This window comes from Nocardia sp. CA-151230, assembly GCF_050942175.1.
Taxonomy (GTDB): Bacteria; Actinomycetota; Actinomycetes; order Mycobacteriales; family Mycobacteriaceae; genus Nocardia.
This window is the reverse complement of record NZ_CP192061.1, coordinates 5,213,988-5,226,836: the sequence shown is the minus strand read 5'-3', so window position 1 is coordinate 5,226,836 and position 12,849 is coordinate 5,213,988. Positions and strand designations below refer to the sequence as shown.

The 12,849-nt window shown below is 67.5% G+C and carries 17 protein-coding genes and 1 pseudogene; 10 read left to right on the top strand and 8 right to left on the bottom strand.

Translation table 11 applies throughout. The features are described from left to right. Nucleotides 1-13: 13 nt before the first annotated feature. On the bottom strand, nt 14-706 hold the full coding sequence (locus ACQP1O_RS24925) for a hypothetical protein (protein ID WP_433560894.1): 693 nt from the start codon (nt 704-706) through the stop codon (nt 14-16). Nucleotides 707-816: 110 nt separating this feature from the next. Between ACQP1O_RS24925 and msrB the strand changes: the two genes are divergently transcribed. From msrB to ACQP1O_RS24905, 4 genes are all read left to right on the top strand, one after another. Next, on the top strand, nt 817-1,272 hold the full coding sequence (gene msrB, locus ACQP1O_RS24920) for a peptide-methionine (R)-S-oxide reductase MsrB (RefSeq protein WP_433560893.1): 456 nt from the start codon (nt 817-819) through the stop codon (nt 1,270-1,272). Further along, nucleotides 1,269-1,781 carry a peptide-methionine (S)-S-oxide reductase MsrA gene (msrA, locus tag ACQP1O_RS24915; RefSeq protein ID WP_379388423.1) on the top strand — a complete coding sequence of 171 codons (513 nt, stop codon included), beginning with the start codon at nt 1,269-1,271 and terminating at the stop codon, nt 1,779-1,781. Before msrB ends, msrA begins: the two co-directional genes overlap by 4 nt. A 141-nt stretch (nt 1,782-1,922) precedes the next feature. Further along, the gene (locus ACQP1O_RS24910; RefSeq protein ID WP_433560892.1) at nt 1,923-3,137 is read left to right on the top strand and encodes an FAD-dependent monooxygenase; all 1,215 of its coding nucleotides are present in this window, start codon (nt 1,923-1,925) and stop codon (nt 3,135-3,137) included. A gap of 213 nt (nt 3,138-3,350) precedes the next feature. Then, nucleotides 3,351-3,731: a hypothetical protein gene (locus tag ACQP1O_RS24905; protein WP_433560891.1), complete on the top strand. Its 381-nt coding sequence runs from the start codon at nt 3,351-3,353 to the stop codon at nt 3,729-3,731. Here the strand turns inward: ACQP1O_RS24905 and ACQP1O_RS24900 are convergent. Then, nucleotides 3,720-3,914, bottom strand: a complete 195-nt coding sequence (locus ACQP1O_RS24900) for a hypothetical protein (protein ID WP_433560890.1) — start codon at nt 3,912-3,914, stop codon at nt 3,720-3,722. The genes ACQP1O_RS24905 and ACQP1O_RS24900 overlap by 12 nt on opposite strands. A 176-nt stretch (nt 3,915-4,090) precedes the next feature. Between ACQP1O_RS24900 and ACQP1O_RS24895 the strand changes: the two genes are divergently transcribed. Continuing rightward, entirely contained in the window at nt 4,091-4,465 is a 375-nt protein-coding gene (locus ACQP1O_RS24895) for a hypothetical protein (RefSeq protein WP_433560889.1), read from the top strand. A gap of 19 nt (nt 4,466-4,484) precedes the next feature. Here ACQP1O_RS24895 and ACQP1O_RS24890 read toward each other — a convergent pair whose 3' ends face one another. Next, nucleotides 4,485-5,627, bottom strand: coding sequence for an acyl-CoA dehydrogenase family protein (locus ACQP1O_RS24890; RefSeq protein ID WP_433560888.1), 1,143 nt, complete (start codon nt 5,625-5,627; stop codon nt 4,485-4,487). A 75-nt stretch (nt 5,628-5,702) separates the two neighbouring features. Between ACQP1O_RS24890 and ACQP1O_RS24885 the strand changes: the two genes are divergently transcribed. Beyond that, nucleotides 5,703-6,299 (top strand): TetR family transcriptional regulator, encoded by a 597-nt coding sequence (locus tag ACQP1O_RS24885; RefSeq protein ID WP_354849316.1) that lies wholly within the window; start codon nt 5,703-5,705, stop codon nt 6,297-6,299. 91 nt (nt 6,300-6,390) lie between these two features. Continuing rightward, nucleotides 6,391-7,878 carry an FAD-binding oxidoreductase gene (locus ACQP1O_RS24880; RefSeq protein ID WP_433560887.1) on the top strand — a complete coding sequence of 496 codons (1,488 nt, stop codon included), beginning with the start codon at nt 6,391-6,393 and terminating at the stop codon, nt 7,876-7,878. A 4-nt stretch (nt 7,879-7,882) separates the two neighbouring features. On the opposite strand, the gene ACQP1O_RS24875 is transcribed toward ACQP1O_RS24880, so the two are convergent. After that, nucleotides 7,883-8,629: a S1 family peptidase gene (locus ACQP1O_RS24875; protein ID WP_433560886.1), complete on the bottom strand. Its 747-nt coding sequence runs from the start codon at nt 8,627-8,629 to the stop codon at nt 7,883-7,885. Nucleotides 8,630-8,701: 72 nt separating this feature from the next. Here ACQP1O_RS24875 and ACQP1O_RS24870 point away from each other — a divergent pair, with 72 nt between their 5' ends. The 3 genes and pseudogenes from ACQP1O_RS24870 to ACQP1O_RS24860 all read left to right on the top strand — a co-directional run. Beyond that, complete coding sequence (locus ACQP1O_RS24870; protein WP_433560885.1) at nt 8,702-9,217, top strand: pyridoxamine 5'-phosphate oxidase family protein; 516 nt, start codon at nt 8,702-8,704, stop codon at nt 9,215-9,217. A 117-nt stretch (nt 9,218-9,334) separates the two neighbouring features. Then, nucleotides 9,335-10,060, top strand: coding sequence for a helix-turn-helix domain-containing protein (locus tag ACQP1O_RS24865; RefSeq protein ID WP_433567775.1), 726 nt, complete (start codon nt 9,335-9,337; stop codon nt 10,058-10,060). Nucleotides 10,061-10,072: 12 nt separating this feature from the next. Then, nucleotides 10,073-10,252 (top strand): annotated as a pseudogene (locus tag ACQP1O_RS24860) (IS110 family transposase); the annotation flags it as partial. Nucleotides 10,253-10,303: 51 nt separating this feature from the next. Here ACQP1O_RS24860 and ACQP1O_RS24855 read toward each other — a convergent pair. From ACQP1O_RS24855 to ACQP1O_RS24840, 4 genes are all read right to left on the bottom strand, one after another. Continuing rightward, nucleotides 10,304-10,627 carry a hypothetical protein gene (locus ACQP1O_RS24855; RefSeq protein ID WP_433560884.1) on the bottom strand — a complete coding sequence of 108 codons (324 nt, stop codon included), beginning with the start codon at nt 10,625-10,627 and terminating at the stop codon, nt 10,304-10,306. 88 nt (nt 10,628-10,715) lie between these two features. Further along, complete coding sequence (locus ACQP1O_RS24850) at nt 10,716-11,108, bottom strand: VOC family protein (protein WP_433560883.1); 393 nt, start codon at nt 11,106-11,108, stop codon at nt 10,716-10,718. 51 nt (nt 11,109-11,159) lie between these two features. Next, nucleotides 11,160-11,969, bottom strand: coding sequence for a hypothetical protein (locus ACQP1O_RS24845; RefSeq protein ID WP_433560882.1), 810 nt, complete (start codon nt 11,967-11,969; stop codon nt 11,160-11,162). Nucleotides 11,970-11,991: 22 nt separating this feature from the next. Continuing rightward, nucleotides 11,992-12,816 (bottom strand): DUF3097 domain-containing protein, encoded by an 825-nt coding sequence (locus ACQP1O_RS24840; protein WP_433560881.1) that lies wholly within the window; start codon nt 12,814-12,816, stop codon nt 11,992-11,994. Nucleotides 12,817-12,849 lie beyond the last annotated feature (33 nt).

The window sequence follows — 12,849 nt, the reverse complement described above, 5'->3', positions numbered from 1 at the left end:
AACGGGTTCGGCATTACTTCAGGACGTTGACCGCGCGGGCGATGACCAGGCTCACGGTGATGAGCGAGATCGCCGATTGGACCATCATGAGGGTTTTCGCCCAGCGGGACATGGGCATCACGTCGGTCGGGCTGAACGCGGTGGCGTTGGTGAAGGACAGGTAGAGGTAATCCGGAAATTGCGGTTCCCACTCGGGATCCGTGAGATCCGGATTCTGCATCTGCACCCAGAGGAAATCGGGATAGGGCTTGCGGGCGCGGGCGCGTGCGGCGGGCCCGCCGCGGTCGAAATCCCAGTACCAGAGCGCGAATACGAGCACATTGGTCAGCCAGACCGCGCCGCCGGAGGTCAGCAGGCCGGCCGCATTGTCGCTGACCGTGCCATCGATGAGCGCCCGCACCAGGTGTGCCACCGACCACACCATGGCGAATCCGAGCAGCGCCATAAGCAGCAGGCTGAAGCGGCGCAGGCGGATCTCGTCCCGGTCCAGCCGGACGGGGTTGCCGATCATCAGGACGATCAGCAACAGCAGCCCGATGCCAGGGACCACCCAGCGCGGTCCGGCCGTGAATTGCGCGGGCAGATAGAACTGCACGACCAGGATCCCGACGATGGCCGCGGTCGCCGCCCACCGCGATTCGCCCGCTGTTCGCCGGGCCCACGCGGGCACCTGGTCGTCGTCGGTCTCGTTCCCGGGCGCGCTCACGCTGGTGAGTATGCCCGGCGGCCAATGGTGACAGAAGTATGACGCGGGGTTGAGGGTGGACTTTCCAGCGGGCAGGGTGGGTTGTAGCTGAGGCCGATCAAGGAGGTCATGTGGCACGGGAGTACAACCGGAATCCGGCGGCTGTGGCCGCGCTGTCGCCTGAGCAGTATCACGTCACGCAGGAGAACGGGACCGAGCGGGCGTTCACGGGCGAGTACTGGGACAACCACGAGCCTGGTATCTATGTGGATGTGGTGTCCGGTGAGCCGTTGTTCGCGTCGACGGACAAGTTCGAGAGCGGATCGGGGTGGCCGAGTTTCACCAGGCCGATCGACAACGCCAACGTGGTCGAGAAGCGGGATCTGAGTCACTTCATGATCCGGACCGAGGTGCGCTCGTCGCATGGCGACAGCCATCTGGGTCATGTGTTCACCGATGGGCCGCGCGATGCGGGCGGGCTGCGCTACTGCATCAACTCGGCGTCGCTGCGGTTCATCCACCTCGACCAGCTCGAGGCCGAGGGCTACGGGCAGTACAAGTCTCTGTTCACGAAGGAGGAAGCGTGACCGACACGCGGAAGGCCATTCTGGCCGGCGGATGCTTCTGGGGCATGCAGGATCTCATCCGGAAGCAGCCGGGTGTGCTGTCGACCCGGGTGGGTTACACGGGTGGTCGCAACGACAATCCGAACTACCGCAATCACCCCGGGCACGCGGAGGCGGTGGAGATCGTCTACGACCCGGCGCAGACGGATTACCGTGCGCTGCTGGAGTTCTTCTTCCAGATCCACGATCCGAGCACCAAGGATCGGCAGGGCAATGACATCGGGACGAGCTACCGCTCTGCCATCTTCTACCTGGACGACGAGCAGAAGCGGGTCGCCGAGGACACCATCGCCGACGTCGACGCCTCCGGCCTGTGGCCGGGCAAGGTGGTCACCGAGGTGACCCCGGCGAGCACGTTCTGGGAGGCCGAGCCGGAGCACCAGGATTACCTGGAGCGGTTCCCGAACGGTTACACCTGCCACTTCCCGCGCCCGGGCTGGAAGCTGCCGAAGCGGCAGGCCACGGCGTAGATCCGAGCGGGCCTCATCGGGGTGTTTCCCGGTGAGGCCCCTTTTTGTCCCACAAACTAGTTGCGCAGAAACTAGTTGCATGGATACTATTGCTGCAGGCGGTCGCAAGGGTGATCGAAGGAATCGGGGAAGGCAACAGTCATGAACGGCATCAAGAAGGCACTGATCATCGGCGGCGGCATCGCGGGCCCGGTGACCGCGCTCGCGCTGCAGAAGGCAGGCATCGAGGCGACGGTGTACGAGGCGTACCCGGCCGCGGCCGACACCGGCTCGATGCTCACTGTAGCGCCGAACGGCCTTGCGGCACTGGGGATCATCGGCGCGGACAAGCTTGTCGAGGCCGCCGGGCACCCGCTGCACAGCATGGTGATGGAGACCGGAACGGGCCGCATGCTCATGCGGGTCGACGCGCTGCCCGGCCTGCCGCCGAGCTGCACCATGCTGCGCTCGGACCTGTTCCGGGTGCTGCACGACCACGCGGTCGCCAATGGCATCACCATCGAGCACGGCAAGCGGCTGGTCGACCTCGAACAGACCGAGACGGGCGTGATCGCGCAGTTCGAGGACGGCACCACGGCCACCGGCGACATCCTGATCGGCGCGGACGGCATCCACTCAACCGTGCGCACCCTGATAGACCCGCAGGCCCCCGGCCCGGAGTACACCGGCCTGATGAGCTTCGGCTTCGGCGAATTCACGCCGGACGGAAGGCTTTCCGACGGCGGCGAGGGTGATATCGAAGCCATGCACTTCGCCTTCGGCAAGCGCGCCTTCTACGGCTACTGGCGTCAGCCGAACGGCAAGCACGTCTTCTTCAGCAACTTCCCGCAGGAACAGCCCATGACCCTCGCCGAGGCGAAGGCCGTGCCCGCCGAGGACTGGCTGGCGAAGCTGCGCGCCGCCCACGTCGGCGACACCCCCGGCGAGCAGCTCTTCGCCGAGACCGGTGTCGAGGACATGATCGTCACCGGGCCGATGGAGCGGATGCCCCACGTGCCCAACTGGTTCCGCGGCCGGGTGGTCCTGGTCGGCGACGCCGTGCACGCGCCGTCCTCCAGCTCTGGGCAGGGCGCGTCGCTGGCCATCGAGTCGGCCGTCGAGCTGGCCCGCTGCCTGCGTGACATCCCGGACCCCGCAGCGGCTTTCGCGGCCTACGAGCGCCTGCGTCGCCCCCGCGTCGAGGACATCTCCGACAATGCCGCCAAGACCAACAACGGCAAGACCTCCGGCCCGGTCGCCAAGGCCCTGTTCGGGCTCATGATGCCTCTCGCGACCCGCACCTTCCTCAAGCCGGAGAAGATGTTCGGCCCGGTCCACCGCTTCGTCATCGACTGGGACCAGTCGGTCGATGCCTGAGCCGGCCCGCGGGGTCCGCGTCGTCGCGGACCTTCGGCGTTCCAGCCCCGGGTGTGGTCGTGCGATTACCGTTGGCGCCATGGGACTTTCGGCAGTCGAGGTGTTCGAACGGGCTGGATAAGGACTACGAGCAGGCGTTCGCCGGGCTGAGCGCTCAGCGCGAGGAAGTCGAATGGCTGCTCACCCAGTTGCCGGATGCGGCGAAGGTGCTCGATGTCGGGTGTGGGACGGGCCGTCGACCTTCGGACGCTCTCCTCTCCGCCCGGCACCTGGGACGCGGTGGTGGCGTTCTCCCCGCTGCTGCAGCTCATCCGCACCGAGATCGATGCCGCGCTGCGGAAGTTCGTGGAGTGGCTGACGCCGGCGGGGTTGTTCCTGCTCGCCACTGCGCCCGCCGATATCGAGGGCCTCGATATCGAATTCATGGGTAGGGCCGTCACTGTCGGTAGCTACCCGGTGGAGGAGCTCCAGCGCCGGCTGAGCGATCTGGGCCTGGACGTCGTCCGCGAACGGGTGGTCGAGTTCCGGCCCGACCATCCCTCGGCCATGGTCGAACACGACCTGTTCCTGGCCGCCCGCCGGTCAGCGCCGTAGCGACCGGTACCCGGTCCAGAGCAGCAGGCCGGCCCCGATCACGACGAGAACCCCACCGAGATAACTCCACTCGGAGTGCCCGGTCATCGGCGACCCGTGCAGGGAACCGGCGCCCTGCGCCATCCAGATCACTCCGACGGCGCACAGTACGACGCCGATCACGGTGGAGACGATACGTCCCATGACACCTCCTCGGTGGCCTGAGCTCAGCATAGGACTTCGAGGAACTCGTCGGGTGCTGGGACGTCACCTCGGTCGAGGGTAAGGCCGAATGCTGGTCGTGGGCAGATAAACACGTTGTGGCGCAGCCGATTCGGCCCTACTGTCGAGGCGATCCGATCGGTCGAGGGGGGAATGTAATGAGGACACGTTCGATCGCGACCCTGGCCGCCTTCGCGGGCATCGCCGCCACGACTGCGCTGCTCGCGCCGACAGCGGTGGCGGACGACATCGTGCCGGGTGTCGCGTGCGCGGGCACCAACTGCACCAACGACAACGACGAGGACTACGTCGTCTCCGGCACCGCGCTGTGCATCCACTGGAACTTCCCGACGTACCAGAACGGGAACGACACCTCGACGACCAGCATCGAACCCGAGGCCTTCCGCGTCACCGTTCCGGCGCACGGCCAAGCAACCCTGACTCCCGGCTGCACCGGCGGTGACGTCATGAGCTCGTGGAACATCACCGGCGCGGCGCCGAGTTCCCAGGTGCCGACCGGCTCCTGGGGCTAGCGCCGCACCGACTCGGGCCTCAGCTGCTCGCGAGACTCCGGGCGATGACCAGGCGCTGGATCTGGTTGGTGCCCTCGAAGATCTGGGTGATCTTGGCTTCGCGCATGTAGCGCTCGACGGGGAAGTCCTGGGTGTAGCCGTAGCCGCCGAAGACCTGGACGGCATCGGTGGTGACCTTCATGGCGGCGTCGGTGGCGGTGAGCTTGGCGACGCTGGCCTGGCGTGAGTAGGGGAGGCCGGCGTCGCGGCGGCGGGCGGCGTCGAGGTAGGTGGCGCGGGCGGAGTCCACGGCGGCGGCCATGTCGGCCAGGACGAAACCGAGGCCCTGGTGGTCGATGATGGGGCGGCCGAAGGCTTCTCGCTCCTTGGCGTAGGCGACGGCGTCGTCGAGGGCGCGCTGGGCGATGCCGGTGGCGACGGCGGCGATGCCGAGGCGGCCGGAGTCCAGGGCGCTGAAGGCGATCGGAAGGCCCTGTCCCGGTTCACCGATGAGGCGCTCGGCCGGGAGGAAGACATTGTCGTAGGCGGCGGTGGTGGTCGGGACCGCGCGCAGGCCCATCTTCTCCTCGGGCTTGCCGAACGACAGGCCCTCGGTGCCGGCGGGGACCAGGAAGCACGAGACGCCGCGTGAGCCCTCACCGGTGCGGGCGAACAGGGTGTAGTAATCGGCTTTGCCGCCGTTGGTGATCCACGCCTTGGTGCCGGTGATCCGGTAGCCGCCCTCGGCCTCGACGGCCCGGCAGCGCAGGGCGGCAGCGTCGGATCCGGCGTGCGACTCGGACAGGCTGTAGGCGCCGATCAGATTGCCGGACAGCATCTCCGGCAGCCAGCGCTGCTTCTGCTCCTCGGTGCCGTAGGCGAACAGCGGATGGCACGACAGGCTGTGCACGCTCACCGCCACCGCGACCGCTGCCCACCGGGCGCCGAGTTCCTCGAGCACTTGCAGATACACCTCGTACGGCTGCCCGGCCCCGCCGAACTCCTCCGGATACGGCAGGCTCAGCAGCCCCGCAGCGCCGAGCGCGCGGAACGCCTCGGCAGGGTAGCGCTCCTGCTTCTCGTACTCGACGACCTGGGGTTCGAGCACCTTGTCCGCGATATCGCGGGTGAGCTCGATGAGGTCGCGGGCTTCGGGCGTGGGCAGCAGGCGATCGACGGGCATGCAGGTCACATTACGACCGACACCCAATTGCGTGCAAGGGAGCACGCAATTTCGCAAGGCGGATAGACTGACCAGGTGGTATCCGGTCTGCCCCCGAATAAGCATCAGGAGAAGAGCCTCCGCACCCGAGCGCTGCTGCTGGACGCGGCCATCGAGAGCCTGGCCGAGGTCGGGTACGCGAGCGCGTCGATTGCCGACATCACCGCGCGGGCCGGGGTGACCCGGGGCGCGCAGCTGCATCACTTCCACACCCGGCAGGAATTGTTCGCCCAGACCATCGAGCATCTGACACAGCGGCAGGGGGAGGCGCTGCAGCGGCGGGAGCGGACGCTGTCGCGGGCGGCGTCGGCGGGGGAGGTGCTGGTCGAGCTGGTGACCGCACCTTTCGCGGGGAAGCTGGGCAAGGCCGCGGTCGAGCTGTACGTCGGCATCGCCAATGACAAGGATCTGCGCCGGAACATGCTGCGCGTGCAGCACGACCTGACGATCGAACTGCTCGACGCCTGCGGGCGTTTCATCGACGCGCCGCGGGAACGCCTCGAGGCCGCGTTCTGGCTCACCATCAATCTGGTGCGCGGCGCGACCCTCGACGAGATGGTGGGACGGGATCGCCTGCGGCGCAAGCAGGTTCTCGCCGATTGGGCGCGGCTCGCCGAGGGCATGCTCGGCTGAAACGCGAACGTTCACGGTCCCGATAACCGACCGTTGAATGGTTCGTGTGTGCCCGGCGGGCCGGGCACACCCTCGGGGGAGGGACGCCATCGTGGCGATCAATCGGCGAAACCTGTTGCGGGCGGTAGGACTCGGTGCGGGCCTGGCCGCACTCGGGTCGGCAACCGGCTGCCTGCCGGAGGTGCCTGCCGCGCAACCGCCTGCCGGACAGGTGGATTGGGTCGCGCTACGGCAGCGCTTGAGCGGGACACTGAATCTGCCGTCCGACTCCGGTTATGCGACGGCGAAACTGGCCTACAATCCCGCGTTCGACACCCGGCAGCCCGCGGCAATCGCGCAGTGTGCCACTGCTTCCGATGTGCAGGCCTGCGTCGATGCCGCCGCGAGCGCGAAGATCCCGGTGGCGGCGCGCAGCGGCGGGCACAGCTACGGCGGCTACTCGACACCCGACAACGGCCTGGTCGTGGATCTGGGCGGGATGAGCCGGGTCGAGGTGAAAGCGGACGGCACCGCGGTCATCGGTGCGGGCACGCGGCTGATGGACGTGTACTCCGCGCTCGCTCAGGCGGGCCGCTGCCTCCCGGCCGGATCCTGCCCGACGGTCGGGATCGCCGGCCTGACACTCGGCGGCGGGGTCGGCGTGCTGGCCGGGAAGTACGGATTGACCTGCGACAACCTGGTTTCGGCACAGGTGGTCACCGCGGACGGCACGGTGCGAACCGCCTCGGCGACCTCCGAACCCGATCTGTTCTGGGCGCTGCGCGGCGGCGGTGGCGGCAACTTCGGCATTGTCACCTCGTTCACCTTCCAGACCGTGGCGGCACCGCAGCTGGCGGTCTTCCAGGTCCGCTTTCCGGCCGGATCGCTGACCGACGTGCTGAGCGCCTGGCAGACCTTCACCGCGTCGGCTCCGGACGAATTCTGGTCCACCCTCGGCATTTCCGCCGGGAGCCCGCCGACGTGCCGGATCAATGGCTGTTATGTCGGATCCGAGAGCGCAATGAACGCTCTCGTCGACAAACTGGTGGCAGCCACCAAGACCCAACCGTCCAACAGGTATTCGCTGACCAAGGACTACCTGTCGGCAATGATGTATTTCGGCGGGTGCGCTAATTATTCGGTGGACCAGTGCAAGCCGAACTGGAATGGCGGGGGAGTATTGGGTCGCGAGTCGTTCGCGGCCTCCTCGCGAGTACTGACCAAACCGATTTCCGATCCGAGTCGGCTGACCGCATTGCTCACCGGCCGGAAAGGGATGGATATTCTGCTGGACAGCCTCTGCGGAGCTCCCTCTCGAATCGGCGCGAAGGACACGGCTTTTCCGTATCGCGGCGCACTGGCGACCGCCCAGATCTATGTCGGCGCCACCACGCCGGATGCCCGGAACGCCGTGAACGAGGTCCGGGATCGACTCGGCGACCTGACCGGGAACACGGCATTCGTCAACTACATCGACCCCGACCTATCGAATTGGGGCAGTGCCTACTACGGCGACAACGCGTCTCGGCTGCACGGCATCGCCGAGCACTACGACCCCAACGGCGTGTTCACCTTCGACCAGTCGGCGTCGAAGGTCTGACGGTTCAGAACGATGCGGGCAGCCGAGCGTAGACAGTCGGAGAGCCGGCCAAGGCCGTCCCGCGCGCCCACGAGGTGATGCCGACCAGCTTGCCGTCGACGAGCAGCGGACCGCCGCTGTCGAATTCGGCGGTATCGGCCTCGGTCGAGCCGGCGCACACCATCTCGGTGGCATCGAAGACGCCGGGATAGTCGGCGGCGCAGTCGGCGTCGGAGACCAGTGGGACAGTGGCGCGCCTGAGCGCGGTGTTGAACAGGTCGTTCTCGGAGGTGCCGCCCCAGCCGAGCACGGTCGCGTGGTCGCCCTGCGGTGCGGCGATCGGCACGATGGGCCGATGCTGCGGGGTCGCGAGAGTCAGGATGGCGAGGTCGTGGTGGTAGACGTCGACGCCGTCGACCGCGTCGGCGCGGAAATCGGGGTGCAGGTGAACACCGGTGACGTTCACGGTGGTTCCGTCGTGCGAGGTCAGGTCGCTGCGATCGAAGGTGACCCTCAGCGCCTGCGGCAGCAGCTGGGCGAGCGCCACGCAGTGGGCCGAGGTGAGCACCTGGTCGGGCGCGATGAGCGCGCCGCCGCAGAACTGGCCGGAGCCGCGGAGGAAGAACAGCGGGGTGCCGACGGCGGCGAGCCAGGGATAGTCGACGGCATGGGCTTCGGTGCCGCCGACCACGGCGTTCGCCTGGGGCGTGGCGGGGATGACACAGCCGATGAGTGCCGCGGCGAGTACGGCGATCCGGCGGGAGATCGACATCTAGCCATTCAAACAGAAATCGCAGAGCTTCGACGAGCGGACGTGTCGGTCCCCGGGAGTACGGTCGCGAACATGACCTCCTGGACCGAGTTCGCTGCCGCCGCACCCCGCATCTCGACCATCTTCACCCGTCGCCACGCCGCCACCGGCAACCTGTGCATGCTCGCGACCCTCCGCAAGGATGGCTTCCCGCGCATCAGCCCGCTCGAACCGCGCATCTTCGAGGGCGAGCTGTGGCTGGTCGGCATGCCGGGGACGAAGAAGTTCGCGGATCTCGCCCGCGACCCACGCTTCTGCCTGCACACGGCGACGGTGGATACGCAGGTCAGCGATGGCGACGTGAAGATCTTCGGCACCGTGCGCGATGTCCAGGATCTCGACCTGCAGCGGCGCTGGGCCGAGGACCTGTTCGCCGAGAGCGGGTTCGACCTGCGTGGCCGCAAGTTCGAGCCGTTCTACGCCGTCGAGATCACGGGGGCGTCGTCGGTCGAGATCGTGGACGGGCGCCTGGAGGTGACGACCTGGAAGCCGGGGCAGTCCGAGCACGTGGTCGAGGTCTCCGATGCAGCGGAACCCGCGACGGCATAACGTGCAACATTGCATCGAGTGCAAACTAGCAAACGATGCAAGTGTGCACGAGGTGCTGAACAAGGGCGTGTTTCAGCGCTTTTCGGGGTCGGGATGCGGTGAGGAGTGGGTGTGGTGATGGAAGTCCACCCGCCGCGGGGCTATCGGGAGCGTCGGTCGGGGGTCAGCGGCGCGGTGGTGTGGACCCGCGAGGGTGTCGTGGACACGGATCTGCCCGTGCTGCCCGACGGCAGCATGGATCTGCTGTGGATCGACGGGCGACTCTCGGTGGCAGGGCCGGACACCCGCGCCTACCGCCCGCCAGCGGGATTCGCCGACCGGATCACGGGGATCCGCTTCTTCCCCGGCACGGCTCCGGCTCTGCTCGGGGTACCCGCACACGAACTACGCGACACCAGAGCTGATCTTGCCGACCTCTGGTCCCCGGCACGCCTCCGCCGCGCCTCCGAGTTGATCGCCAAGGCGCCGAATCCGGCGGTCGGTCTCGAGACCATCGCGCGGTGGCGTGTGAGTGAGACCGATGCTGCGGATCCGATGGTGCGATTCATCGTGATCTCGTTGGGCTCGGGGATGTCGGTGTCGGCGACGGCCGAAGAATTGGGAACGGGTCCACGGCGGCTGCATCGACTCTCGTTGGCGGCCTTCGGTTATGGGCCGAAGACTCTGGGCCGGGTGTTGAGGATGCAGCGGGCGCTGGCGCTGGCGCGGGGTGGGATGGGACTTGCGGAGGTTGCCGCATTGGTGGGATACGCCGATCAAGCGCATTTGACTCGGGATATTCGCGAGTTTTCGGACATGTCACCCGGGCAATTGCTTGGGTTAGTGGAAATGTCCTCGGTCTGAATTTGCTTATATCACATGGTAATTCGCGGCAACCACAAGCTCGAACCCGCCCTGTTCCTCTCGGCCTTCGCCGCCCTGCACGACCCAACCGGCACCCACTGCGAACGAAAGCGCGCCGAGGGCAAGAAGCACAACGCCGCGCTCATCTGCCTGGCCAGACGCCGCTGCGACGTCCTGTTCGCGATGCTGAAGACCAAGCAGCTCCCCCGCAACTGCCTGAGCTGCCACACACCACCCGCCGGATCAGGCGTCGCGATCCTCGGCATTCCCGAACCTGGCCGACGCGCCGCGCTGCCACCAGTCGATTGCGTCGCCGTCATCGGCCATGCGCTGAATCAGGTGCGCAGTCGATTCCACCTGCGTGCCGGAACGGGCACAGAACGACCACAGCTGCCGGGCCGCCCGATGGAACTGGTGGATCACCGCGTCCACCTCGAACGAGTCTTGCTCGCCGGCACGGAACCGATCCACCGCCCGGCCGACATGCTCGACCAGGACCCCGAGCTGCGCCTCGTGATACGCAGCCACCACGCCACGGGCAGCCCGCCGTTCAGCCTTCGTAGACACCCAAAGCACGTTACCGACAACCAGCTTCGTCCAACACCGTCACCAGCCAGAACACCCGACCCGCGACTTGACAAACGATCTTGCCGATCTAGGCGAGGGCGGCGTAGAGGTCGACGCCGTTCCCGTCGGGGTCGAGGACTGTGGCGTACCGCTGGCCCCAGAACGCATCGAAGGGCTCGAGCTCGGCTTCGTAGCCTGCGTCGACCAGCTCTTCGAACTTCTCGTCCACCCCGGCGGGTGAGCCGCAGTCGCACGCGAGGCCGATTCGCCCGGCCCCGGGAACTGCCTTCCAGTCCGGATGGAATGACCGGACTGTCTCCTCGGTGTCGAGCATCAGCTTGATACCGCCGCCCAGGTCGGCGTCGACGTGTGGCTGCTGCTCGGACCCGTCGGCGAACTTCACTCCCAGACGCCGATAGAACTCCAGCGTCGCACCCATGTCCGACACCACGATCCCGATCACATTCAGTCGAATAGCCATACCCGAACGGTATGTGGCCCGATCACCGGCGGTCTTGAAGAAATCGGACAGTCAGCGGGCGTGGACCGCGGCCAGCCGTGCGGCCCGGATCGCGTTCCAGAGTGGTCGGAGTAGGGCCTCCTGCGCGGCCACGGCGGTCGCGGAGGTGGGAGCCGAGGCTGGTTCGCGCTCGGCGACGGTGAGGATCGCGGCCACCTGGTCGGCGGTGTCGAGGATCCGCCGGGCGCGCAAGGGCATCGAATCGGGGTACTTATGCCTGGTATGTCCGGCCAGTTCGGCCTCGACGAGCTCGCGAGGCCCGACTCCGCCGGACCCGAGCCGGGTGGTCTGGAGCTGCTGGAGTGCGTCGGCGGCGTCGCGGACCGCCTCCCGCATGGTGTATTCGGCTTCGCCCAGCGGCATTTCGGGCGCGAGCGCGAAGGGGATCGGTGCCGAGTAGACCCGCCATTGCAGTGCGTCGTCATCGGTCCAGACCGGGACCAGTCCGGTGCCGCTCGATCCGGCCGTCCCGATCAGAATGCCTTCCTCGGCTTCGGTTGCGGCGGTGGCGAATTCGGTGCCGACCGGGAGTCCGCGTACGTCTCCGGGGATCGGCAGCACCAGCCGCACCTGCGCCTCGGGCCCGTCGACCGCTTCCCGGATGACCTTGAGCAGCACCATGATTCCCGCCCCGGCCACAGCCGCGGGATCGTCGTCGGACGCCCACGGTAATCCGGTGCGCCCGCCGGTCACGGGATCCCCGGCGGCCACCGTCTGCTGGGTAGCCCAGGCACGCAACGCGTCGAGCACGTCGTCGGGGGCGCTGCGGCCGGCCAGCCAGGCGCCGGCCCAGACCGTCAGCGATGCACTCGGGGAACTCATGCATTCGAGGATAACTGGCGGGCTACTCCTGCCCGGTGACGAAATCGATCAGTCGTTCGACCGCGCCGATGAGCGGGGTCTCCAGATCGCGGTAGGAGTCGACCGCGTTGTAGACGCGCCGCCACCCCTCCTGCGGCGTGCCCCAACGTAGCCGCTGGCAGATGCCGGTTTTCCAGTCCTCGCCGCGCGGGACGTCGGGCCAGGCGGGGATGCCGACGGCCTGCGGGCGGACGGCCTGCCACACGTCGATATAGGGATGCCCGGTGACGAGGACGTGCGCGCCCAGGCCCTGGGTCAGGCCCGATTCCTTGGAGCCGGTGACCAAATGGTCGACCAGGACTCCGACGCGCCGGTTCGGTCCGGGCTGGAATTCGGCGAGTTTGGCGCCGAGATGGTCCAGGCCCTCGAGCTGTTCGACCACCACACCCTCGACCCGCAGGTCGTGTCCCCACACCCGTTCGACCAGTGCGGCATCGTGCACACCCTCCACCCAGATGCGGCTGGCCTTCGCGACGCGCGCCTTCAGCCCTTCGACGCGAGTCGATCCCGAGGCGGATCGGGTGGGCTGCGTGGGTGCGGAGGCGGTGGGCTTCACGAGTGTCACCGGCTGCCCATCGATCAGAAACGCCGCTTCCCGCAGTGCGAACAGCCGGACCCGCCCGCCGCGATCCTCGAGTTTGACGAACTCGCCGTCGTAGCTGCGATCGAAACCGACTACGGCGCCGCAGAATCCGGTGGCCGCGTCCTCGGCGACGAGGTCGCGTTCGGCGACCACGCGGGGCACCTCCCGTTTCTGCTTGCGCACGTGCCCGGAGAAGATGTCGCCGTACCGTTGGTGCCCACTCACCGTGTCGAGGTTACCGCCGGTGAGCGGGAATCT

Excerpts from the sequence above, each read along its gene's own strand:
- ACQP1O_RS24905 (WP_433560891.1), top strand. The coding sequence starts at position 3,351 with ATGTCGGGTGTGGGACGGGCCGTCGACCTTCGGACGCTCTCCTCTCCG.
- ACQP1O_RS24845 (WP_433560882.1), bottom strand. The coding sequence starts at position 11,969 with ATGAGTTCCCCGAGTGCATCGCTGACGGTCTGGGCCGGCGCCTGGCTG.
- ACQP1O_RS24890 (WP_433560888.1), bottom strand. The coding sequence starts at position 5,627 with ATGCCCGTCGATCGCCTGCTGCCCACGCCCGAAGCCCGCGACCTCATC.
- ACQP1O_RS24850 (WP_433560883.1), bottom strand. The coding sequence starts at position 11,108 with ATGGCTATTCGACTGAATGTGATCGGGATCGTGGTGTCGGACATGGGT.
- ACQP1O_RS24875 (WP_433560886.1), bottom strand. The coding sequence starts at position 8,629 with ATGTCGATCTCCCGCCGGATCGCCGTACTCGCCGCGGCACTCATCGGC.
- ACQP1O_RS24895 (WP_433560889.1), top strand. The coding sequence starts at position 4,091 with ATGAGGACACGTTCGATCGCGACCCTGGCCGCCTTCGCGGGCATCGCC.
- ACQP1O_RS24870 (WP_433560885.1), top strand. The coding sequence starts at position 8,702 with ATGACCTCCTGGACCGAGTTCGCTGCCGCCGCACCCCGCATCTCGACC.
- ACQP1O_RS24910 (WP_433560892.1), top strand. The coding sequence starts at position 1,923 with ATGAACGGCATCAAGAAGGCACTGATCATCGGCGGCGGCATCGCGGGC.
- ACQP1O_RS24900 (WP_433560890.1), bottom strand. The coding sequence starts at position 3,914 with ATGGGACGTATCGTCTCCACCGTGATCGGCGTCGTACTGTGCGCCGTC.
- ACQP1O_RS24865 (WP_433567775.1), top strand. The coding sequence starts at position 9,335 with ATGGAAGTCCACCCGCCGCGGGGCTATCGGGAGCGTCGGTCGGGGGTC.